The 20,774-nt window shown below is 72.7% G+C and carries 22 protein-coding genes; 17 read left to right on the top strand and 5 right to left on the bottom strand.

Going from position 1 to position 20,774, the window contains the following annotated elements; all coding sequences use genetic code 11:
• Window positions 1-271, bottom strand: a 271-nt coding sequence (locus B4M60_RS10525; RefSeq protein WP_291083343.1) for a TCP-1/cpn60 chaperonin family protein, incomplete at its 3' end; no start/stop codon positions are given.
• Window positions 272-553: 282 nt separating this feature from the next.
• On the opposite strand from B4M60_RS10525, the gene B4M60_RS10520 reads away from it, so the two are divergent.
• Entirely contained in the window at window positions 554-1,030 is a 477-nt protein-coding gene (locus tag B4M60_RS10520; protein ID WP_291083340.1) for an SRPBCC family protein, read from the top strand.
• A 5-nt stretch (window positions 1,031-1,035) separates the two neighbouring features.
• On the top strand, window positions 1,036-1,797 hold the full coding sequence (locus B4M60_RS10515) for a hypothetical protein (protein WP_291083339.1): 762 nt from the start codon (window positions 1,036-1,038) through the stop codon (window positions 1,795-1,797).
• 16 nt (window positions 1,798-1,813) lie between these two features.
• Here the strand turns inward: B4M60_RS10515 and B4M60_RS10510 are convergent, their stop codons facing one another.
• Complete coding sequence (locus B4M60_RS10510) at window positions 1,814-2,509, bottom strand: hypothetical protein (RefSeq protein WP_291083338.1); 696 nt, start codon at window positions 2,507-2,509, stop codon at window positions 1,814-1,816.
• 79 nt (window positions 2,510-2,588) lie between these two features.
• Between B4M60_RS10510 and B4M60_RS10505 the strand changes: the two genes are divergently transcribed.
• From B4M60_RS10505 to B4M60_RS10460, 10 genes are all read left to right on the top strand, one after another.
• The gene (locus tag B4M60_RS10505) at window positions 2,589-4,058 is read left to right on the top strand and encodes a M20/M25/M40 family metallo-hydrolase (RefSeq protein ID WP_291083336.1); all 1,470 of its coding nucleotides are present in this window, start codon (window positions 2,589-2,591) and stop codon (window positions 4,056-4,058) included.
• A 97-nt stretch (window positions 4,059-4,155) separates the two neighbouring features.
• The gene (locus B4M60_RS10500; protein ID WP_291083334.1) at window positions 4,156-5,370 is read left to right on the top strand and encodes an alpha/beta hydrolase; all 1,215 of its coding nucleotides are present in this window, start codon (window positions 4,156-4,158) and stop codon (window positions 5,368-5,370) included.
• Window positions 5,371-5,417: 47 nt separating this feature from the next.
• The gene (locus tag B4M60_RS10495; RefSeq protein WP_291083332.1) at window positions 5,418-7,706 is read left to right on the top strand and encodes an AAA family ATPase; all 2,289 of its coding nucleotides are present in this window, start codon (window positions 5,418-5,420) and stop codon (window positions 7,704-7,706) included.
• 166 nt (window positions 7,707-7,872) lie between these two features.
• Window positions 7,873-8,385 carry a hypothetical protein gene (locus B4M60_RS10490; protein WP_291083329.1) on the top strand — a complete coding sequence of 171 codons (513 nt, stop codon included), beginning with the start codon at window positions 7,873-7,875 and terminating at the stop codon, window positions 8,383-8,385.
• Window positions 8,386-8,517: 132 nt separating this feature from the next.
• Complete coding sequence (locus B4M60_RS10485) at window positions 8,518-11,562, top strand: Na+/H+ antiporter subunit A (protein ID WP_291083327.1); 3,045 nt, start codon at window positions 8,518-8,520, stop codon at window positions 11,560-11,562.
• Entirely contained in the window at window positions 11,559-12,122 is a 564-nt protein-coding gene (locus B4M60_RS10480) for a Na(+)/H(+) antiporter subunit C (protein ID WP_291083326.1), read from the top strand. Before B4M60_RS10485 ends, B4M60_RS10480 begins: the two co-directional genes overlap by 4 nt.
• On the top strand, window positions 12,119-13,744 hold the full coding sequence (locus B4M60_RS10475; protein WP_291083324.1) for a Na+/H+ antiporter subunit D: 1,626 nt from the start codon (window positions 12,119-12,121) through the stop codon (window positions 13,742-13,744). Before B4M60_RS10480 ends, B4M60_RS10475 begins: the two co-directional genes overlap by 4 nt.
• A gap of 1 nt (window position 13,745) precedes the next feature.
• Window positions 13,746-14,357 carry a Na+/H+ antiporter subunit E gene (locus tag B4M60_RS10470; RefSeq protein ID WP_291083321.1) on the top strand — a complete coding sequence of 204 codons (612 nt, stop codon included), beginning with the start codon at window positions 13,746-13,748 and terminating at the stop codon, window positions 14,355-14,357.
• Complete coding sequence (locus B4M60_RS10465) at window positions 14,354-14,647, top strand: monovalent cation/H+ antiporter complex subunit F (RefSeq protein WP_291083320.1); 294 nt, start codon at window positions 14,354-14,356, stop codon at window positions 14,645-14,647. The genes B4M60_RS10470 and B4M60_RS10465 overlap by 4 nt, the downstream gene beginning before the upstream one ends.
• The gene (locus B4M60_RS10460) at window positions 14,644-15,012 is read left to right on the top strand and encodes a monovalent cation/H(+) antiporter subunit G (RefSeq protein WP_291083318.1); all 369 of its coding nucleotides are present in this window, start codon (window positions 14,644-14,646) and stop codon (window positions 15,010-15,012) included. The genes B4M60_RS10465 and B4M60_RS10460 overlap by 4 nt, the downstream gene beginning before the upstream one ends.
• A gap of 65 nt (window positions 15,013-15,077) precedes the next feature.
• On the opposite strand, the gene B4M60_RS10455 is transcribed toward B4M60_RS10460, so the two are convergent.
• From B4M60_RS10455 to B4M60_RS10445, 3 genes are all read right to left on the bottom strand, one after another.
• Window positions 15,078-15,356 carry a hypothetical protein gene (locus B4M60_RS10455; protein ID WP_291083316.1) on the bottom strand — a complete coding sequence of 93 codons (279 nt, stop codon included), beginning with the start codon at window positions 15,354-15,356 and terminating at the stop codon, window positions 15,078-15,080.
• Between the two features lie 89 nt (window positions 15,357-15,445).
• Window positions 15,446-16,129, bottom strand: a complete 684-nt coding sequence (locus tag B4M60_RS10450) for a LytR C-terminal domain-containing protein (RefSeq protein ID WP_291083314.1) — start codon at window positions 16,127-16,129, stop codon at window positions 15,446-15,448.
• A gap of 15 nt (window positions 16,130-16,144) precedes the next feature.
• Window positions 16,145-16,480, bottom strand: a complete 336-nt coding sequence (locus B4M60_RS10445; RefSeq protein WP_414646785.1) for a DUF3263 domain-containing protein — start codon at window positions 16,478-16,480, stop codon at window positions 16,145-16,147.
• Window positions 16,481-16,592: 112 nt separating this feature from the next.
• On the opposite strand from B4M60_RS10445, the gene B4M60_RS10440 reads away from it, so the two are divergent.
• The 5 genes from B4M60_RS10440 (at window position 16,593) to B4M60_RS10420 (ending at window position 20,771) form a co-directional block, all read left to right on the top strand.
• Entirely contained in the window at window positions 16,593-17,273 is a 681-nt protein-coding gene (locus tag B4M60_RS10440; RefSeq protein WP_291083312.1) for a peptide deformylase, read from the top strand.
• Entirely contained in the window at window positions 17,266-18,336 is a 1,071-nt protein-coding gene (locus B4M60_RS10435; protein ID WP_291083310.1) for a GNAT family N-acetyltransferase, read from the top strand. The genes B4M60_RS10440 and B4M60_RS10435 overlap by 8 nt, the downstream gene beginning before the upstream one ends.
• Window positions 18,337-18,384: 48 nt before the next feature.
• Window positions 18,385-19,185, top strand: a complete 801-nt coding sequence (locus B4M60_RS10430) for an exodeoxyribonuclease III (protein WP_291083307.1) — start codon at window positions 18,385-18,387, stop codon at window positions 19,183-19,185.
• Window positions 19,186-19,237: 52 nt separating this feature from the next.
• Entirely contained in the window at window positions 19,238-20,131 is an 894-nt protein-coding gene (gene ppk2 / locus B4M60_RS10425; RefSeq protein WP_291083305.1) for a polyphosphate kinase 2, read from the top strand.
• 223 nt (window positions 20,132-20,354) lie between these two features.
• The gene (locus B4M60_RS10420; RefSeq protein ID WP_291083303.1) at window positions 20,355-20,771 is read left to right on the top strand and encodes a CoA-binding protein; all 417 of its coding nucleotides are present in this window, start codon (window positions 20,355-20,357) and stop codon (window positions 20,769-20,771) included.
• The last annotated feature ends 3 nt before the right edge of the window (window positions 20,772-20,774 follow it).

Here is a 20,774-nt window from a genome sequence, read left to right as displayed (position 1 = left end):
CGGTGGTGGTGCCGTCGCCCGCGACGTCGTCCGTCTTCTTGGCGACCTCCTTGACGAGCTCGGCACCGATCTTCTCGTACGGGTCCTCGAGCTCGATCTCCTTGGCGATGGAGACACCGTCGTTGGTGATCGTGGGGGCGCCCCACTTCTTCTCCAGGACGACGTTGCGGCCCTTGGGGCCGAGCGTGACCTTGACGGCGTCGGCGAGCTGGTTGAGACCGCTCTCCAGGCCGCGACGGGCTTCTTCGTCGAACGCGATCATCTTTGCCATTGGGTGAATCATCCTCCGGGTGTGGGGTGACACGTATGTGGTCGGCGTCGGCGCCCGCGACGGACGGAGTGGACCGTGTCAGATCCACGCCTCACCTTGCGACCTCAGTTCAGGGTTCGTACTGGCACTCAGGGTAACCGAGTGCCAACCGCTTTTCTAGCACTCGCCCCCCGCGAGTGCAAAGGGTGCGGCCCGTGTTCGCGACGGGCGAACGGCCCGCACCGTCGGAACCCGTCCCCTACCATCGAGACGCCATCACGCACACCCTCCCGGAAGGCCACCATGACCACCGACTCCGCGCCCGTCGGCGCCATCGAGAGCTCCATCGAGATCGACGCGCCGCCGGCGCGGGTCTGGGAGATCGTCTCCGAGGTGCGCAACGCCCCGCAGTGGAGCAGCCAGGCGGTCAAGGTCATCCCCCTGGGCGGACGCACCACCGCCGGCACCCGCGCGCTCAACATCAACAGGAGGGGCCCGATCCTCTGGCCCACCACCAGCCGTGTCGTGGGGTTCGAGCCGGGCCGCCGGTTCGCCAACCGCATCTCCGAGAACACCACGGTGTGGGTGTTCGAGCTCGAGCCCACCGCGGGCGGCGGGACCCGCCTGACGGAGCGCCGCGAGGTCCCCGCCGGCCTGACCTTCGTCTCCCGCTTCCTCACCGACACGGTGTTCGGCGGGCAGAAGTCGTTCACGACCGAGCTGGACCGGGGCGTGTCCACCTCGCTGCAGCGCATCAAGGCCCTCGCCGAGCGGGGCTGACGGCGGTGGCCGGCGCCGGTGGCGCGTCGAGCCGATCCGGGCTCGCCGCGCTCCTCGCCGGCTCGCTCGCGGCGACGCTGTCCGGCTGCTTCCTGTGGTCGTCGACCCCGGACCGTCCCGGGCAACCCGAGCGCGAGGAACCCGGCCCCACCCTGGCCGCCGGACCGCCGCCGGGCGACTGGCAGGACGTGCGGAGCCCGACGGGGCTCGTCTACTCGGTGCCGCCGGGGTGGGAGATCGGCGACCCCTACGGCCCGCCCGCCGGGGACGGTTCGGGACCCGACGGCGGCCGGGACGCCGGATCGGACTGGGGATCGGGGTACGTCACCACGGCCAACGCGATCGCCGACCGGGGGTACTGCGAGTCCAACGGCCTGTCGTTCCGCACGCTGGTCGGCATCAGTTCACAGCTCCCCGGCGACGCCCGCGAGCAGGCGGAGTCCGCGTCCCGCGCGATGGCGGACTCGATCGACCGCCGGTTCACCCGCGGCGGCGCGGACGTCCCCGTCCCCGAGGCGCGGAGCATCGGCGTCTCGGGGGTGCCCGCCTGGCACGTCTCGCTGCGGGGTCAGGTGCGGCCACCGCGGGATGCGTGCACGCCGCCGATCATCCGCTTCGACACGATCGCGGTGTCCACCCGGGCCGCGGACGGCTCCCCCGCCTCGATCGTGTTCGTGCTGATGAGCGACGAGGGCGAACCGGGCGCCCAGCCCGTGTCCACGATCGACGCGGTGGTGGCGTCGCTGCGGTACGACAACTCGGTCTGACCCGGCGCGCGCGTCCTCAGGCCGCGCTGGCCCCGTCACCCTCGGCGGCGCCCTCGAGCGCCTCCGCCCAGCCCCCGGTGCCGCGCGCCCACTCCCAGCCGGACTCCGCCGCCCGGTCCGCCCGGTCGGCCGCCACAGTCCGCTCGAGAACCGGCACCCCCGGCCCGTCGGCGACCTGCACCAGGAGTTCCCCGCCGGCCCGCTCGTAGCGGAACCACCGGTCGTCGTCGACCTCCAGCTCCAGCCGGTCGCCGTCCACCTCGAGCCGGTGCACGAGCTGGCGCAGCAACTCGTGGGTGATCCACGGCAGCGTCCCGTGGGGACGGCCACGGACCTCGTGGTCGCCGATGTCCGCTCCCGCCGTGGTGGGTCGGCGGTGGACGTCGACGTCGATGCGCTCGCGCGGGTCGGCGACCAATCCCAGTTCCGGGCACGCGACCAGGAGCTGCCGGGGCGCGGCCAGCCGCATCACGGCGTTGACGACCAGCGGGCGGGTGATGACCCCCGGGTGGATGACCACGCCGACGCCCTCGATCTCCGGCCGCCGGGTCAGCGCCCCGGTCTCGCCCACCGCGTCCGCGGCGGGGAACCGCTCCCGGACCTCGTCCCGGAGCGCCTCCAGGTCGTCCCGGACGTGCTCGGGGAGATCGTCGAGGTGGGCCGCGCCGCTCAGGGCCGCATCGGCGGGGGTGACAACAATCACAAGGCTCATGGTGACAATGATACGACACCCGGCGTTCATCTTCCGTTCATCTCCGGGGTGTGTCCGAGCTCACGACTATTCTGTCGACATGGCCGACACCGCTGCGTCCCCGTTCCCCGCCCCGCATCCCGACCTCGCGGACCTCGCCGAGGCGGTGGCCGGGCAACTGGGCCGCGCGCGCGCCGACCTCGCCGACCTGGTGGCCCTGCCCTCCGTCCACGGCGCCCACCCCGAGGCGTGCGCCCAGGCCCGCGACCTGGTGCGCACCCTCCTCGCCGGGCTCCCCGTCCCCGGCCTCGGGCCGGACTCCGTCGAGGTGGTCGAGACCTCCGACGGCTCGCACGCCGTGTTCGCCCACCGGCCCGCCGCGCCGGGCCGCCCCACCGTGCTCCTGTACAGCCACTACGACGTGCAGCCCTCGGGAGACCCCGCCGAGTGGACCACCCCGCCGTGGGAGCTGACCGAGCGCGACGGGCGGTGGTACGGCCGCGGCGCCGCGGACTGCAAGGGGAACCTGGTCGTCCACCTCACCGCGCTGCGCGCCCTGGCCGCCCTGGGGGGGTCGGCGCCGGACACCCCGGGGGGCGACGACGACGAGGCGGACCCCCGCGGGGCGGACCCGCTGGACGGCCTGGGGATCAGGCTGGTGGTGGAGGGCTCCGAGGAGACCGGCGGTGGGGGGTTGGACGATCTCGTGGCCTCGCGGCCCGACCTGGTGGCGGCGGACGCGATCCTCATCGTGGACTCGGGGAACGTCTCGGCCGGCGTTCCCACGCTCACGACCAGCCTGCGGGGGATCGCGAACCTCGTCGTCGTGGTCGACACCCTCTCCGCCGGGGTTCACTCCGGCCAGTTCGGGGGCGCGGCGCCGGACGCCCTGGCCGCGCTCATCTCCATCCTCGCCTCGCTGCGCGACCCCGAGACCGGGGCGACCACCGTCGACGGCCTGGACTTCGGCGGCGAGTGGACCGGCCGGCCGTACGCCGAGGAGGCGTTCCGCGCCGACGCCGGGATCCTCGACGGCGTCGAGCCCTCCTCGGCGGCCCCCGTCGCCGACCTCGTCTGGGCGCGCCCGGCGGTGACCGTGCTGGGCATCGACTGCCCGCCGGTCGAGGGCGCGATCGCCGCCGTCCAGCCGCGGGCCCGCGCGCTGGTCAACCTGCGCGTGCCGCCCGGGATGGACCCGCTCGAGGCGCAGGACCTGCTCGCGGCGCACGTCCAGAGGCGCCGGCCCTGGAACGCGCGGGTGTCGGTGGAGAAGGAGACCGTCGGCCACCCGTTCAGCTCCGTCCCGGCCGGCGGGTCCGACCCGGTGCACGGGCTGCTCTCGGAGTGCCTGGCCAAGGCGTACGGCGCGCGGGAGGTGGCCGAGGTCGGCTCCGGCGGGTCCATCCCCCTGTGCACGGCGCTGCGCGAGGCCCATCCGGGCGCGAGCATCGCACTGTTCGGGGTCGAGGACCCGGCGGCCGCGATCCACTCCCCCGACGAGTCCGTGGACCCGCGCGAGATCGAGCGGATCGCGCTGGCCGAGGCGGCATTCCTGCAGCGCTATCGCTGACGCCCGCCCCCCACCAGCGGTAACAGCGTGACGCGCGGGCGCGATACTGAGGTCAGTGGCGGCCGAGGAGGGTCGGCTGCCGGAATCTGGAGTCGCCATGTCCGCCATGTCCGCCATGTCCGTCCCCGCAGCGGCCCGGACGCCCCGCCCGGGCCGTGCCCGCCGCGCGAGCAGGGCCGCGCTGGCCGCCGCCACCGCCGTCGCCCTGGCCGTGGGCCTGAGCCCCGCCTCGGCCCGGGCCCAGGAACTTCCGGCGGTGATCAGCCCCGAGCAGATCGGCAACGCCGCGCTCGACTCGATCACCCCCGAGAGCCTGAGCCAGCTGCTCTACCTCGGCAACCTGCCGGGCTCCTCCGGCTCGTCGATGATGGGCGTGGCCAACCGGCTCGGCTTCTCCCCCAACATGTTCGCCGGCTCCCCGCCGCCGGCACCGCAACCCAACCCCGGCATCACCGAGACCAGGGTGGTGGGCAAGACGATCGACGGCCGCTACGAGCGGTGGCTCATCGACTCGGCCGACATGAAGCGCGGGATCACCGTCGAGGTGTACCGGGCCACCAGACCCGATGCGCCGTTCCTCTACCTCCTCGACGGCGTCGGCTCCGAGTTGCCCAGCGGCTTCATGCAGTGGGGCGCCGCGGAGCAATTCGCCGACCAGAACGTCAACCTCGTCATCCCGACCGGTGGCCAGGGCTCCATGTGGGCCGACTGGGACGCGCAGGACCCCGTGCTGGGCATCAGCAGGTGGGAGTCCTTCATCACCCGGGACCTGCCCCGGCTGGTCGAGCCGCAGGTGAGCACCAGCACCAGCCGCGGGATCGGTGGCATCTCGATGGGCGCGGGCGCCGCGCTCTCCCTGGCGACCCGCCACCCGGAGCTCTACCGGGCCGTGTTCGGCGTCTCGGGGTGCTACTCCACCGACGCGCTCGGCCAGATCCTCACCCGCTACACGGTGGAGAGCCGGGGAGCCACCCTCACCAACATGTGGGGCGAGCCCGGCAACGCGCAGTGGGCCGCGCACGACGCCTTGGCCGGCGCCGAGACGTTGCGCGGCAAGGCGGTCTACCTCTCGTCCGGCACCGGCGTGGCCAACCCCGGCGACTGGGCGGCCTACAACGGCGACGCCGCCAACTTCGTGGCCGGCATGGCGCTCGAGCAGGCCACCGGCCAGTGCACGTGGGCGGCGGATCGCCGCCTCCGCGAGCTGGGGATCACGGCGCGGGTCGACCACCTGCCCACCGGCATGCACAACTGGTCGTACTACTCCCGACAGATTCCGGTGGCCTGGAACGCCGTGCGCGGCGCCCTGTAGCGCGGCGCCCCCGCCCGGGGACGCCGCGCGCCGATAGGCTCGCAGCCGTGAACCCCCGCCCGGATCTGGACCTGACCCTCCGACTGTCGGCGTCCGCGGCCGACTCCCGCCGGGGGATCGTCCGCGCGCACCCCGAGGTGATCCTGGCGCTGGGGATGCGCGAGTGGGACGCGATCGAGATCGTGGGGGCCCGCACCACCGCCGCGGTGGTCGCGGCGGCCGCGCCGGGCGCGCCCAGCGGGGTGCTGGTCGTGGACGAGGTCGTGGCGGCCAACTGCGGCCTGGGCGAGGACGCGCGGGTGACCGTGCGCGCCGCGCAGGTCACGGGGGCCCAGTCCATCGAGGTCCAGGGGCTGCCGCCCGCGGGCCGGGGGGTGGCCGAGCGCGTGCTGCGATCCGCGCTGCTGGGCAAGGTCGTCCGGGTCGGCGACTCGGTGACGCTCATGCCGCGGGACCTCGGCCCCGACTTCCCCACCGCCGACACCTCCCGGACCCTGCGCAACGTCATCGGCATGCAGTGGAGCACCGAACTCCTCACCGTCACCGCGACCGTCCCCGACGGGATCGTGTCGGTCCAGCCGACCACCGCCGTGGCCGCCGCGGGCGCGGCGGGCGCGGCGGGCGCGGCGTCGATCGGATCGGGTCCGGGTGCGACGACGAGCCCCGCGACCCCGGGCGGCCCCGCCCGGGCCGGCGGCGGCACCGGTGCCGCCGGCCCCGCCCTGGCCGGCTCGGGGGCACCGTCCCCGTCCGGGGCGGCGATCACCGCGGTGGCCCGGGAGGACCTGGTGGGCGTGCAGGATCAGGCCGCCGTGCTGGAGCAGTGGCTGTCCCTGGCCCTGGACAGGTCCGACCTGCTGCGCTCGCTGGGGGCGTCCCCGCACCTCGGGGTCCTGGTCGCGGGCCCGCCCGGGGTGGGGAAGGCCACCCTCGTGCGGTCGGTCGCCGGGGACCGCCGACTCGAGGTGCTCGACGGCCCGTCCGTCGGTTCCCTCGACCCGGCGGGCCGCCTCGAGGCGGTGCGCGCCGCCGCCGAGCGGACCCGGGAGAACGGCGGGATCCTCCTGGTCACCGACGTGGACGCGCTGCTGCCCGCGGAGCCCGAACCGGTGTCCACGCTGGTCCTCGACCGACTGCGGTCCGTCGTGGCGCACCCCGGCTCGGTGCTGGTCGCCACGTGCGTGCGCCCCGAGGACGCCGACGCCCGGCTCCGCGACCCCGACCTGTGCGACCGGGTGCTGGACCTGCCGCTCCCCCACGGCGGCGACAGGGCCGCCCTGTTGGCGGTGCTCCTGCGCGGCGTACCGACCGCCACGCTGGACCTGCCCGCGGTGAGTGACCGGACCCCCGGGTACGTGGCCGGCGACCTGCGGGCCCTGACGCGCGAGGCGGCGATGCGCGCGGCCGCCCGGGCCGCGGGCGGGGGCGCCGCGGACGCCGCCGACGTCCACCTCGAGCAGGACGACCTCATGGGCGCGATCAGCGTGATCCGCCCGCTGTCCCGCTCGGGCACGGAGGAGCTGAGCCTGGGGTCGATCACCCTCGACGACGTCGGCGACATGGCCGAGGTCCGGCAGGCCCTCACCGAGACGGTGCTGTGGCCGCTCCAGCACCGGGCGTCGTTCGAGCGTCTCGGCGTGCAGCCGCCGCGCGGGGTGCTGCTCTACGGTCCGCCCGGATGCGGCAAGACGTTCGTCGTGCGGGCCCTGGCGGCCAGTGGTCGCCTCACCGTCCACATGGTCAAGGGCGCCGAACTCATGGACAAGTGGGTCGGCTCGTCGGAGAAGGCCGTGCGGGACCTGTTCCGCAAGGCGCGGGACTCGGCGCCGTCGCTGGTGTTCCTCGATGAGATCGACGCCCTGGCCCCGCGCCGCGGCCAGACCGGGGACTCCGGGGTCGGCGACCGCGTGGTGGCGGCGCTGCTCACCGAGCTCGACGGCGCCGAGCCGCTGGGCGACGTGGTGATCCTCGGCGCGACCAACCGGCCGGAGCTCATCGACCCGGCGCTGCTGCGTCCGGGACGGCTCGAGAAGCTGGTCTTCGTACCCCCGCCGGACGCGGAGGCGCGCGCGGACATCCTCCGCGCGGCGGGCCGGAACGTCCCGCTCGCCGCGGACGTGGACCTGGCCGAGCTCGCCGGGGACCTGGACGGGTACTCGGCCGCCGACTGCGCCGCCCTCCTCCGGGAGTCCGCGCTGACCGCCATGCGCCGCGACATCGACGCCGCCGAGGTGACCGCCGACGACGTGGCCCGCGCCCGCCGGACCGTCCCGCCCTCGCTCGACCCCGAGCAGGTGGAGACCCTGCGCTCGTACGCCGACCGGCGGGAGGCGTGAGTCACGTCCGCCTTGCCGCGGGCCCCGGCCGGGCGCTACAGTTCTCGGTCATGCGCGCGATTCTCGTAGTAACCGGACGTAACGGGGCCTGACCGACCGGCACCCCCGTTGCGTGGTTACTCCTTCTCCGTCGGTCCCCGCACCGCCGTCGAGAATCGAGAATCCCATGAACGCCACCACCGCGACCCGCTCGCTCCCCACCACCTGCCCGTTCGGCGAACGCTTCGGGCGGCGCCTGCCCCGCGGGTTCGTCGACGAGGCCGCAGGCCTGGACTGGCGCACCCTGATCGACACCTACGCGCCGTCCACCGATCGCTTCCACCTGGCGGACCTCTCCCGCCGCCCACTGGGCCGGGGCATCACCGCCTACGAGGCGATCCTGGCCACCCGCGGCGCCGGGGACGAGCCGGGCCGGTTCACCCCACGCCGGTTGACCACCGAGTCGTGCGGCGACCTCACCGCGATGTCGGAGATGCTCGGCCGGATCGGCGCCCGCGTCGAGATCGAGAGGTTCCACCAGTACGAGGGCCACGGATTCGGCGAGACCGAGTCCTGGTGCACGATCCTGCGGGCCACCTGCGGACGCCGCGAGACCTGGGCCCTGGGATTCGGCGAGGACTCCTCGGAGTCCGCGATCGCCGCGCTGCTGAGCGCCGCGACGCTGCTCCACCTGCGTTGACCACAGGCCACGGACCCGTTTCTGTAAAGTACTCACCGAACCCCCACCCGGTGACCCACCGGCATACCGCCGAGACCCGGCGGGCACGTCCGCGCGTCGTCACGGCGTTCGACGCAACGAGAGGAGCCGCCCGTGATCGCGATCCTCGCGGCCCACACCGTGGCCGCCCTGATCGCGATCCCGCTGGTGCTGCGCTTCGGGCGCCGCGCGTTCCCGCTCCTCGCGCTGGTCCCGGCCGGCGGCGCGGTGTGGGTGGCCGCCAACCTCGGCGGCGTCCCCACCGCGACGATCCCGTGGGCGCCCGCCATCCACCTCGCCCTGGACCTGCGGATGGATTCGCTGTCCGCGCTGATGGCGCTCATCGCGCTGGGGGTCGGCGCGCTGGTGCTGTTCTACTGCACCTGGTACTTCGACGACGTCGAACCCCGCCTCCACCTGTTCGCGGCCGAACTCGTGGCCTTCGCGGGCGTCATGTTCGGCCTGGTCGTGGCGGACAACATGATCCTGCTCTACATCTTCTGGGAGATCACGTCCGTCCTGAGCTTCCTCCTGGTCGGCCACTACGCCGAGCGGGCCTCGGCCCGCCGCGCGGCCACCCAGGCCCTGCTCGTGACCACCCTCGGCGGACTGGCGATGCTCGTCGGGATCGTCATCCTGGGCCAGTCCGCCGGCTCGTACCTGCTCAGCGACGTGGTGGCCGCGCCCCCGTCGGGACCGCTCATCCACTGGGCGCTGCTCCTGGTGATCATCGGCGCGGCCAGCAAGTCCGCCATCGCCCCGCTGCACTTCTGGCTCCCCGGCGCCATGACCGCCCCCACCCCGGTGAGCGCGTATCTGCACTCCGCGGCCATGGTCAAGGCCGGGGTCTTCCTCGTCGCGGCCATGTCGCCCGGACTCTCCGGCTCGTCGACGTGGCAACTCCCCCTGATCGTCCTGGGCCTGGTCTCGCTCCTCATGGCCGGCTGGCGGGCGCTGCGGGAAACCGATCTCAAGCTGGTGCTGGCCTTCGGCACGGTCAGCCAGCTGGGCTTCCTGCTGGTGCTGGTGGGCATCGGCTCGCGCGACACCATGCTCGCCGGCCTCACCATGCTGCTGGCGCACTCGCTGTTCAAGTCGGCGCTGTTCATGGCGGTCGGCGTGATCGACAAGACCACGGGCACCCGGGACATCCGCGAGCTGTCGGGGCTGGGTCGCGCGCGGCCCGCGCTCGCGCTGTTCTTCACCCTCGCCGCCGCGTCGATGGCCGGGCTGCCGCCGTTCCTGGGATTCGTCGGCAAGGAGGCGGCCTTCGCCACCGTCCTGTCCGAGGAGCGGCTGCACGGGATGCCGGCGCTGGTGGTCACGGCGGGGCTCGTGGCCGGGTCCATCCTCACCTTCTCCTACACCGCGCGCCTGGTCATGGGCGCGTTCCGCTCCAAGGGGGTCTTTGCCGACGGGACCAGCCCGGCGGTCGCCGACTCCCGGCCACCCGGGGTGCTCTTCCTCTCCGTCCCGGCGCTCCTCGCCGTCACCGGCCTGGTCCTGGGCCTGTGGTCGGCGCCCGTCGACGGGCTGGTCTCCCGCTACGTCGACGCCGCCTTCCCCGTCGGCAGCCCGTGGCGCGGAGCCGAGGCGTACCACCTCGGACTGTGGCACGGCGTCGAGGTCCCGCTGGCCCTCACGCTCGTGGTCTACCTGCTGGGCACCATGCTGTACGTGGCGCAGCGGACGGTCGAGCGGATGCAGTTCGAGTCCCCCGCCCTGGGTAACGCCGACCGCATCTACGACGCCACGCTGAAGTTCTTCGACACCCTGTCGCTGCGGCTGACCGCCCTCACCCAGCGCGGCTCGCTGCCGCTGACCCTCGGCATCATCCTGGTCACGCTCGTGGTGTTCCCGTTCGGCTCGCTCCTGGCCGGGACCCGCGAGGGCCTGCGGATGGAGCTGTCCGCCAACCCCGTCGTCCTGGTGGTCCTCATCCCGATGGTCTTCGCCGCGGTCGCCGCGACCCTGCTGCGCAACCGCCTCGCCGCCGTCATCTGCATGTCCGTCACCGGGTACGGGGTGGCCGTGATCTTCGCCTTCCACGGCGCCCCGGACCTCGCGCTCACCCAGGTGTTGGTCGAGACGCTCATGATGATCTCGTTCGTGCTGGTCCTGCGCACGATGCCCGCCGAGGTCCCGCTCTCGGACGGCTTCCGTCGGCTGCGGGCCTGGCTCGGGATCGGCGTCGGCCTGCTGGTCATGGTGGTCGGCGCCTACGCCATCAACGCGCGCCAGAACCCGGCCGTGTCCACCGTCTTCCCGGACCTCGCCTACCGGATCGGCAACGGCGCCAACGCCGTCAACGTCACGCTCGTCGACATCCGCGCGTGGGACACCCTCGGCGAGATCACGGTGCTCCTGGTCGCCGCGACGGGCGTGGCCAGCCTCGTCTTCCGCAACCGGCGCTACGGCTCCGGTCCGCGCCTGGCCGACGTGGACAAGACCCGGTCCGGTCGCCGCGGCGTGGAGGCCGCCCGCGTGGTGATCGAGGCCCCCGGCGCGACCCCCGGCCGCTGGCTGGTCGGGGCGACCGTCCGCGACCCCCGCGCCCGGTCCCTGGTCCTCGAGGTGACCACCAGGCTCCTCTTCCCCACGATGATGATCCTCAGCCTGTTCTTCTTCTTCGCCGGCCACAACAATCCCGGCGGCGGGTTCGCCGGCGGCCTGGTCGCGGGCCTGGCCCTGACGCTGCGCTACCTCGCCGGTGGCCGCTACGAGTTGGGTGAGGCCGTCCCCATCGACGCCGGCCGCATCCTCGGCGTGGGGCTCCTGCTGGCCGCCGGCACGGCCGCCGTCTCCATGGCCTTCGGGGCGCCCGCCCTGTCCAGCGCCACCCTCCAGGGGACGCTCCCCGTGTTCGGCGAGGTCAAGCTCGTCACGGCGCTGTTCTTCGACGCGGGGGTGTACCTCATCGTCGTCGGCCTCGTCCTGGACATCCTCCGCAGCCTCGGCGCCCGTCTCGACCTGGACGCCGAGGACCTCGAAGAGCTCCGCGCCGTCTACGTCGACGCCACCACCTCCCCGTCCACCGCCGCCCTGCGCCGCGTCCCCGGCGTCGACGCCAACGGCGCCCGCTCGGACCTGTCCGCCCGCCGCAGGGCCCGGCTCGAGGCCGCCGAGAACCAGGGCGCCAGTCCCGGGGGGATGCCATGACCGCCGACTTCTCGCTGCTCCTGCTGGCCGGGATCCTCTGCGCCGCGGGCGTCTACCTGCTTCTCGAGCGCGCGATCATCAAGATCCTGCTGGGCATCATGATCATGTCCAACGGCATCAACCTGCTCATCCTGGCCTCGGGGGGCCCGCCCGGCAATCCCCCCATCCGGGGACGCGGGTGGGGGGACAACACCGTCGACTCCGACCCGTTGTCGCAGGCCATGATCCTCACCGCGATCGTCATCACCGCCGGCGTCGGCGCGTTCATCCTCGCGCTGGCCTACCGCTCCTACCAGTTCACCACCGTGGACGAGGTCGCCGACGACGCCGAGGACACCAAGATCGCCAAGCGCTCGCCCACCGACGCCTGGTCCGCGCCCGACCGGGACGCCTCCGACGACCACACCACCGGTCAGCCCACCGAGCTGGGCGACCACGTGGACTACGACGACGAGGACCTGGAGGAGGCGGAAGCGGAGGCCCGCGCCGAGTCCGAGGCCAGGTCCCGCGCCCGGCGCGAGAAGGAGCCGACGGACGGCGGAGAGGAGCGGCACCCGTGATCCCCTCCGGCCTCTTCGGCGTCCTCATCCCGTCCGTCTTCCTCCTGCCCCTGCTCGCCGCCGCACTGTGCCTGGTGGCCTCGCGACGACCGCGGGTGCAGAACGTCATCACCGTCATCACCCTCACCGCCGTGCTGGTCATCTCGGGGGTGCTCCTGGTGCTCACCGACCAACACGGCATGCACACCGTCCAGGTGGGCGGCTGGGACGCCCCCGTGGGCATCACGCTGGTGGCGGACAGGCTCAGCGCGTTGATGCTCTGCGTCTCCGCCGTCGTCCTGCTCACCGTGATCATCTACGCCGTCGGGCAGGGCGTCCGCGACGGCGACGGCGACCAGCCCACCTCGATCTTCCTGCCCACCTACCTCGCGCTCGCCGCGGGGCTGAACTCGGCGTTCATCGCCGGCGACCTGTTCAACCTGTTCGTGGGATTCGAGATCCTCCTGGCCGCCTCCTACGTGCTGCTCACGCTGGGGGCCAGCCAGGAGCGGGTCCGCGCCGGCGTCTCCTACACCGTCGTGTCGATGGTGTCCTCGCTGATCTTCCTGCTCGGCATCGCACTGACCTACTCGGCGGCGGGCACGCTCAACCTCGCCCAGCTGGCCATCCGGATGGCGGAGGTGCCGGACGGGCTCCGCAACACGATCTTCGCCGTGTTCCTGGTGGCGTTCGGGATCAAGGCCGCCGTCTTCCCGCTCTCCACCTGGTTGCCGGACTCGTACCCGACCGCGCCCGCCCCCGTCACCGCGGTGTTCGCGGGCCTGCTCACCAAGGTCGGCGTCTACGCGATCATCCGGTTCCACACCCTCGTGTTCCCGGGCGGCTCCATGGACGGGATCCTGCTGGTGGCCGGGCTGCTCACCATGGTGATCGGCATCCTCGGCGCGATCGCCCAATCGGACATCAAACGAATCCTGTCGTTCACGCTCGTCAGCCACATCGGCTACATGATCTTCGGCATCGCGCTGTCGACCGAACTCGGGCTGAGCGCCGCGATCTACTACGTGGGCCACCACATCATCGTCCAGACCACGCTGTTCCTCGTGGTCGGGCTCATCGAGCGGCAGGCCGGGTCGTCCTCCCTGCGCCGCCTGGGCTCGCTCGCCGTGGCCAGCCCCGTCCTCGCCGTCGCCTTCCTCGTCCCCGCGCTCAACCTCGGGGGCATCCCCCCGTTCTCCGGCTTCATCGGCAAGCTCGCGGTGATCCAGGCGGGGGCCGAGGTCGGCGGCCCGCTCATGTGGGTGCTCATCGCCGGGGCGATGGTCACCAGCCTGCTCACCCTCTACGTGGTGGTCCGGGTGTGGTCCAAGGCCTTCTGGCGTCCCCGCGCGGACGCCCCCGAGGGCGCTGTGGCCCTGGCCAAGCCGCTCGCGCTGCTGCCCTCGGACGAGTACGTGGAGTTCGACGAGCGCGAGGAGGTGGGCAAGATGCCGCTGAGCATGCTCGCCCCGACCATGGCGCTGATCGTGGTCTCCCTGCTCATGACCGTGTTCGCCGGCCCGCTGCTCGGGGTGGCGGACAGGGCCGCCGCCTCCCTCATGGAGCGCGACCAGTACATCGACACCGTCCCCGTGGACGCCACTCCCGGCCGGTACGTCGGCTCCGTGACGGGGGTGCGCTGACATGAACCGCAAGGTCCGTCTGGATCCACGGGTGCTGGGGTCCCGGGTGTTCATGGCCCTGTGGCTGACGTTCGCCTGGGTGCTGCTGTGGGGGCCGGTCGAGGTCGGCACGATCGCCGGCGGGCTGCTCGCGGCCGTGGCGGTGATGGTGCTGCTCCCGTTGCCCCGGGTGCCCGTCGAAGGCCTCCTCCGGCCGGTGTCCACCGCGTGGCTGGTGATGGTGGTGGCCTACTACCTCGTCCGCTCGTCGCTCACCGTCGCGTGGCTGTCCATCCGGCCCGCCGCGCCACCCCGGTCCGCCGTGCTCCGGGCCCCGATGAAACTCAAATCGGACTTCACGCTCGCCCTGGCCGTCAACACGCTCAACCTCATGCCCGGCGGGATCGTCGTGCGGGTCGACCCCGTGGCCCGCTACGTGTACGTCCACGTCCTGGACGCGGCCTCCGACCGGTCCGTCGAGCACTTCCGCCGGCAGACCGCGCACATCGAGCGGCTCTACCTGCGGGCGTTCGAGCGCCCCGAGGACTGGAAGCCCAGCCCGGAGCACTTCTCCGTCCCCGCCGACACCGGGCCCACCATGGATCGCACCTCGGACAAGGAGGAGACCCGATGAGCCTGACCATCCTGGTGTGGAGCGCGGCCGTCATCGCGTTGACGCTCGCGCTGTTCGCCACCATGATCCGCCTGATCGGCGGCCCCAACACCCTCGACCGGATGATCTCCCTGGACATGCTCGCCGCCGTGGCCCAGTGCGGGGTCGGCGTCTACATCGCCTGGACCAAGGACACCACCGCCGCCGCCGCGCTCGTGGCGTTGGCGCTGGTGGCGTTCCTGGGATCGGTCTCCGTGGCGAGGTTCCGCGTGAACGACTCGACCGGGGTGCCCGAGGAGGCCATCACATGACCGACGACGTGATCGAGGTCGTCTCCGCGCTCTTCGTGCTCGCCGGGGCCCTGCTCACCCTGTCCAGCGCCATCGGCCTGGTGCGCTTCCGGGACACCCTCAGCCGCATGCACCCGGCCGCCAAGCCGCAGGTCCTGGGACTGCTGCTGGTCCTGCTGGGTGCCGGCGTGCGGATTTACCCCAGCATCGACCTCGGCATGCTGGTGCTCGCCGCCATCGTGGCGGTGTCCACGGCGCCCGTGATCGCCAACCGCGTCGGGAACCTGGCCTACCGGGAGAGCGTCGAGGACGGCACGATCACCCACGAGGCGCCCGTGCTCGAGAAGTTCCAGGCCAGCGAGGCCAATCGCCGGAAGCGCCGCTGAGGGACCGACGGACGGCGGGCCCCGGGGCGGTGGCGACGCCCGCCGCGGCGGGGCCTACCGGGAGATCAGGGAGCCGGCTGGCCCGGGACCTGGACCGCGGTGCCCTCGGCGCCCTGCGGCGCGACGCCCTCCGACTCCGCGCCCTCGAGCGCGGTGGTGGTCTCGCCGGTGGTGGTTTGCTCCGCCTCAGTGGCCTTGGGCTCCTCCGAGTAGGTGGGCAGGGTGTACGGCGCGTCCGGGTTGGCGGGCTGCTCGTTGGGCGGGCTGCACGCGGTCACCGCGAGCGCGAGTGCGAGTGCGGGAGCCGCCACCAGGAGGCGGCGGGCGGTCTGACGCGGGGCCATGAGGGCTCCTTCGATCTCGGGTGGCTGCGGGACGCTGTGAGCACGGTTCCCGCGGGGCGGGGTGCGTCGGCTCATCATATCCTCAGGGGTCAGCGGTCGAGGTCCTGGGTGACGATCACGATCACCCCGGGAGCCTGCCCCGCCAGTTCCGCGGGCCGCGGCCGGGCGGTGATCCCCAACTGCGCGGCGATCGCCTCGGCGGCCTGCTGCTCGCCGGGTCCCGTGCCGTAGTAGGCGGTCGACTCGGCCACCACGCCCTGGTTGGAGGGCAGATTGGCCACGTCGCCGACGGCGAACCCGGTCTCCCGGAGCGCCTCGCCGGTGCGGGCCGCGAGCCCGGTGACGTTGCTGTTGTTGAAGATCAGCACGGGCACCGAGGTCACGGCCGGCACGGAACCGGACTGGGCGCCGGCGGACGGCTGAGCCTGCCCCTCCTGCCCCGACGCCCCGGGCGCGGCCTGAGAGTCCTGCCCGGCGGGGCCCTCGCCGGGCTGACCGGACCCCGCGGGCTGGCCCTGGGGCTGCGCCTGCGAGGTGGCCCCCTCCGCCGCGGTGGGCGTGGAGGCGTCGTCACCGCCGAAGAGTTGGACGAGTCCGACGCCGATCGCCAGCACCACGGCCGCGAGGAGCACCATCGCGATGGCCCGGTACGGCGGGCCGCTCGGCTCGTCCGTCCCGGGTCCGCCGGGTCCGCCGGGCCCGTCGTGTGGGCCTGCGCCGGGCGCGTGCTCGTCGGACGGGTCGAACTGCGAGGTTTCGGACTGTGAGCTCACGCCGGTGAGTGTAGGTCAGTCGAGGCGCATTCCCAGGTTGCGCGCCGCGCGTGCCTTCTGACGGCTGCTGCGCATGCGGCGCAGGCGCTTGACGAGCAACGGGTCCGCGGCCAGCGCCTCGGGCCGGTCGATGAGGTCGTTGAGGATCTGGAAGTAGCGGGTGCCGGACACGTCGAACTGTTGCCGGATCGCCTCCTCCTTGGAGCCGGCGTACTTCCACCACTGCCGCTCGAACTCGAGCATCGCCCGGTCCCTCTCGGACAGGACGGGATCGGCGGCGTGCAGCTCGGCCATGCCCTGATCCCCGTCGCGGGCCTGCACCTCGCGTGCCACGGCGGCTGTTCGCCCCATTCGCGCGCCTCCTCGACGATCAGTGCCTGACCCGGATCACATCGTTGTGATTCCCCCGTAGTGAACCACACCCCTCCGACACCCTGCCAGGCGCGCACTAGGATCATCTGCCATGGCCGTCCGTCCCATCGTCATCCTCGGCGATCCCGCCCTCCACGCCCCCACCGAGCCCGTCACCGAGACCCCGGCGGAGCTCGCCGACCTCGTGCGGGACATGTACGACACGATGGACGCCGCGAACGGCGTGGGGCTGGCCGCCAACCAGATCGGCGTCCGCAAGCGGGTGTTCGTCTACGACTGCCCCGACCTGGACACCGAGGACGGCGAGGGCGTCTCCCGCGAGGACGTCGAGGCCCGCGGCGGCTGGATCACCCGGCGGGGGTGCGTGGTCAACCCGGTCCTGGAGACCTCCCAGATCCCGGAGACCATGCCCGACCCCGAGGACGACCTCGAGGGCTGCCTGTCCGTCCCCGGCGTGAACTTCCCGCGCGGCCGCGCCTGGTGGGCCCGGGTCACGGGCACCGACGAGAACGGCGAGCCGGTGTCGATCGAGGGCTACGGCCTGTTCGCGCGCTGCCTCCAGCACGAGGTCGGCCACCTGGACGGCTTCCTCTACACCGACCACCTGATCGGCCGGAACCGCAAGGCCGCCAAGAGGCACATCCGCGACGTGGGCTGGGGCGTCCCCGGCCTGAGCTGGGACCCGATGACCGATCCCGACCCGTTCGAGGACGAGGACGACGACGACCACGACGGGACCGACGACGACGAGGCCGCCACCTTCCATGGCTGAGCGGGACCAGGGCCTGTCGGATCGGTCCCGGTGGAACGCGGGCCGGCGGGCCGAGGTGGGCATGCGCGTGGTGGTGCGTCGCCACCTGGAGGCCGGGGAGAGCTCCCACCTCTACACGGACGTCATCGGCCACGTGGTGGAGCTCGAGCCGGAGCTGGTCGTGCGCCGGGAGTCCGGCGAGGAGGTGCGGATCCCCGAGGAGAGCATCGCCGTGCTCAAGGTGCTGCCCCCCCGACCGGTCCGGGCCCGCGACGTCCGCGCCCGCGAGTACGCGAGCGCGCTGGCGTGGCCGGGACCGGAGTTCGAGGTGGTCGACGGCTGGTTCTGCCGGGCCGGCGACGACTGGTCCTACCGCGGGAACTCGGCGGTGCCGGTGCTGCCGTGGGCGAGCTGCGAGCAGCTCGACGGCGTCCGCGGGTGGTACGCGGCCCGCGGCCTGCCGCTGCGGCTGGTGGACGTGGACCGGCTCGTCTCGTCCGATCGCATGCTCCTCGGCGGCGTTCCGGTGGCCCCCTCCCGGATCCACGCCGACCGGGAGCTGCTGCTCTGCACGGCCGACAGCGGCGAACTGCTCGCCAGGGTGGAGTCCGAGGCCGCCGCGCACGGGCGCGGCGACGCCCGCCCGTCCGTCGTGCTGGCCGACTCCCCCGACGACGACTGGCTGGGGCTCTACCACGCCACCGCCGACCTGGACCCCGACCGCGTCCGGCCCGCGATGCTCGCCACCGCGGGCCTGGTCGACGGCGAGCCCGGCCCCGGCGGGCACGCGGTGTTCGCGCGCCTGGAGGATGGCGGCGAGCTCGCCGCGATCGCCCGCGGCGCCGTCACCGCCGGGCCCGACGGGGCTCCCCGCATCGCGGTCTCGTGCGTGCAGACCGCGGACGCCCACCGCCGCCGCGGCCTGGCGGAGGTGGTCACCGGCTCGCTCGTCGACTGGGGTCGGGGCCTGGGGGCCGAGGAGTGTCACCTCCACGTGTTTGCGGACAACTCCGCCGGTCGGGGCCTGTGGGCGAAGCTCGGATTGCAGCCGCACCATTCCCTGCGCCACCTCGTCGTCGTCTGACTCCTCCCACCCGGCACGGGATTCACCGTCGGGTAATAGACTGATTACATGCGCCTGGCCACGTGGAACGTCAACTCGATCAGGGCTCGACGGGAACGCGTCGCGGCCTGGTTGGAGCGTTCGGACGTCGACGTCCTGGCCATGCAGGAGACCAAGTGCAAGGACGAGCAGTTCCCGCACGAGACGTTCGCCGAACTCGGGTACGAGGTCGCCCACCACGGGTTGAGCCAGTGGAACGGCGTGGCCGTGGCGTCGCGGGTGGGGCTGGAGGACGTCCGGCTGGGGTTCGACGGCATGCCCGGCTTCCACAAGGACCCCGAGGTCACGCAGGACCCGGAGGCCCGCGCCCTCTCCGCCGTGTGCGGCGGCGTCCGCGTGTACAGCCTCTACGTGCCCAACGGCCGTGAGGTCTCGGACCCCCACTACGCGTACAAGCTCGAGTGGTTGGCCCGGCTGCGCGAGCACGCCGCCACCGAGCTCGCCGCCGACCCGGGCGCGCAGGTCGCGCTGGTGGGCGACTGGAACGTGGCCCCCCACGACGAGGACGTGTGGGACATGGGGGTCTTCGAGGGCAAGACCCACGTGTCCGAGCCGGAGCGCCGCGCGTTCGCCGCGTTCGACGGCGCCGGCTTCCGCGAGGTCACGCGCGAGTACACCCCCGGCCCGGGCGTCTACACGTACTGGGACTACACGCAGCTGCGCTTTCCCAAGAAGCAGGGCATGCGCATCGACTTCCAGCTGCATTCGCCGGAACTGGCGGCCCGCGTCACCGGGGCCTTCATCGACCGCGAGGAACGCAAGGGCAAGGGCGCCTCGGACCACGCCCCCGTCGTCGTGGACCTCGACTAGCACCTCCCGCACAGCATCCCCGCCCGGACTTCACCACCACCAGGAGACCCAATTGTCCACATTCCAGCTCCGCCACTACATCGACCGGCTGCGCGCGGAGGGGTTCACCGTCCGCGACGACCAGGGCGAGGATCCCGACCTGATCGACATCAACGGCAGGGCGGTGGACACCTGGCGCGACAACTACCCGTACGACGAGCGGCTGGACCGCAACCAGTACGAGGTGGAGAAGTACCTGCTGCAGATCGAGCTGCTCAAGTTCCAGAACTGGCAGGCCGAGTCGGGCCACCGGCACGTGATCGTGTTCGAGGGTCGCGACGCCGCCGGCAAGGGCGGAACGATCAAGCGGTTCACCGAGTACATCAACGTCCGCCAGGCCCGCGTGGTGGCGCTGATCAAGCCCACCGAGACCGAGCTGTACCAGTGGTACTTCCAGCGCTACGTCAGCCACCTGCCCACCCGCGGTGAGCTCGTGATGTTCGACCGCTCCTGGTACAACCGCGCCGGCGTCGAGCGCGTGATGGGGTTCTGCACGGACACGCAGTACGACACGTTCATGGAGCAGGCGCCCATGTTCGAGAAGATGCTGGTGGACTCGGGGATCGGGGTGACCAAGTTCTGGTTCTCCGTGACCCAGGAGGAGCAGAAGACGCGGTTCGCGATCCGCCAGCTGGACCCGGTGCGCCGGTGGAAGCTCTCGCCGATGGACCTGGAGTCCCTGGACAAGTGGGACAAGTACACCGACGCCAAGGAGGAGATGTTCCGCCGCACCGACACCGACTGGGCGCCGTGGATCACCATCAAGTCCAACGACAAGAAGCGGGCCCGCATCAACGCGTTGCGCTACTTCCTCAACCAGTTCGACTACCCGGAGAAGGACCACCAGGTGGTGTTCGAGCCGGACCCGAAGATCGTCAAGCGCGGCAGGGACGCCGTCGGCGACTGACCGGCCCCCTCCCGGCATCCCGAATCCCGCATCCGCGATCCGGAACCCAGAATCCGCGATCCGCGATCCGGGATCCGCTACTCCCCTGCATCCTTCGCTACCCGGAATCGGGTAGCGAACCGCACGGCGGCGTAGCGGATCTCGGAGGAGGGCGCGCGCGGGAAGGGTCGCCCGGGAAGGGTCGCCCGGGAATGTCCGGGGGGCGCCGCGCCTTGGAGTGGGTATGAGTCACACGAATGATCCGGCCGTCGTGAGGCGCCTGCTCGCCGAGAAGGGGCGGTGGGCCGTGGTGGGCCTGTCCGCGAACGAGGGGCGTACCGCGTACGGGGTCGCGGCCTACGTGAGGGACCTCGGTCACGAGATCGTGCCGGTCCATCCCAGGGCCGAGACGGTCCACGGTCAGCGGGGGTATGCGAGTCTCGCGGAGGTCCCGGGCGAGATCGACGTCGTGGACGTCTTTGTCAACTCGCGGCTCGCGGGCACGGTCGTGGATGACGCCATCGCCCGGGGCGCGAGGGCCGTGTGGCTCCAGTTGGGCGTGGTCGACGAGGCTGCGGCGCGGCGGGCCGCCGACGCCGGGCTGGACGTGGTGATGGATACCTGCCCGGCGATCGAGGCGCCGCTCCTGGGCCTGGCCTGAGGA

The sequence above is a fragment of the Dietzia sp. UBA5065 genome (assembly GCA_002415925.1).
Classification (GTDB): domain Bacteria; phylum Actinomycetota; class Actinomycetes; order Mycobacteriales; family Mycobacteriaceae; genus Dietzia.
The sequence above is the reverse complement of the archived record's forward strand: the minus strand, read 5'-3'. Positions and strand labels throughout refer to the sequence as shown.

Coding starts and splice junctions, on each gene's coding strand:
- B4M60_RS10520 (WP_291083340.1), top strand. CDS start 554: ATGACCACCGACTCCGCGCCCGTCGGCGCCATCGAGAGCTCCATCGAG.
- B4M60_RS10510 (WP_291083338.1), bottom strand. CDS start 2,509: ATGAGCCTTGTGATTGTTGTCACCCCCGCCGATGCGGCCCTGAGCGGC.
- B4M60_RS10505 (WP_291083336.1), top strand. CDS start 2,589: ATGGCCGACACCGCTGCGTCCCCGTTCCCCGCCCCGCATCCCGACCTC.
- B4M60_RS10500 (WP_291083334.1), top strand. CDS start 4,156: ATGTCCGCCATGTCCGCCATGTCCGTCCCCGCAGCGGCCCGGACGCCC.
- B4M60_RS10490 (WP_291083329.1), top strand. CDS start 7,873: ATGAACGCCACCACCGCGACCCGCTCGCTCCCCACCACCTGCCCGTTC.
- B4M60_RS10480 (WP_291083326.1), top strand. CDS start 11,559: ATGACCGCCGACTTCTCGCTGCTCCTGCTGGCCGGGATCCTCTGCGCC.
- B4M60_RS10470 (WP_291083321.1), top strand. CDS start 13,746: ATGAACCGCAAGGTCCGTCTGGATCCACGGGTGCTGGGGTCCCGGGTG.
- B4M60_RS10465 (WP_291083320.1), top strand. CDS start 14,354: ATGAGCCTGACCATCCTGGTGTGGAGCGCGGCCGTCATCGCGTTGACG.
- B4M60_RS10460 (WP_291083318.1), top strand. CDS start 14,644: ATGACCGACGACGTGATCGAGGTCGTCTCCGCGCTCTTCGTGCTCGCC.
- B4M60_RS10455 (WP_291083316.1), bottom strand. CDS start 15,356: ATGGCCCCGCGTCAGACCGCCCGCCGCCTCCTGGTGGCGGCTCCCGCA.
- B4M60_RS10445 (WP_414646785.1), bottom strand. CDS start 16,480: ATGGGGCGAACAGCCGCCGTGGCACGCGAGGTGCAGGCCCGCGACGGG.
- B4M60_RS10440 (WP_291083312.1), top strand. CDS start 16,593: ATGGCCGTCCGTCCCATCGTCATCCTCGGCGATCCCGCCCTCCACGCC.
- B4M60_RS10435 (WP_291083310.1), top strand. CDS start 17,266: ATGGCTGAGCGGGACCAGGGCCTGTCGGATCGGTCCCGGTGGAACGCG.
- B4M60_RS10430 (WP_291083307.1), top strand. CDS start 18,385: ATGCGCCTGGCCACGTGGAACGTCAACTCGATCAGGGCTCGACGGGAA.
- B4M60_RS10420 (WP_291083303.1), top strand. CDS start 20,355: ATGAGTCACACGAATGATCCGGCCGTCGTGAGGCGCCTGCTCGCCGAG.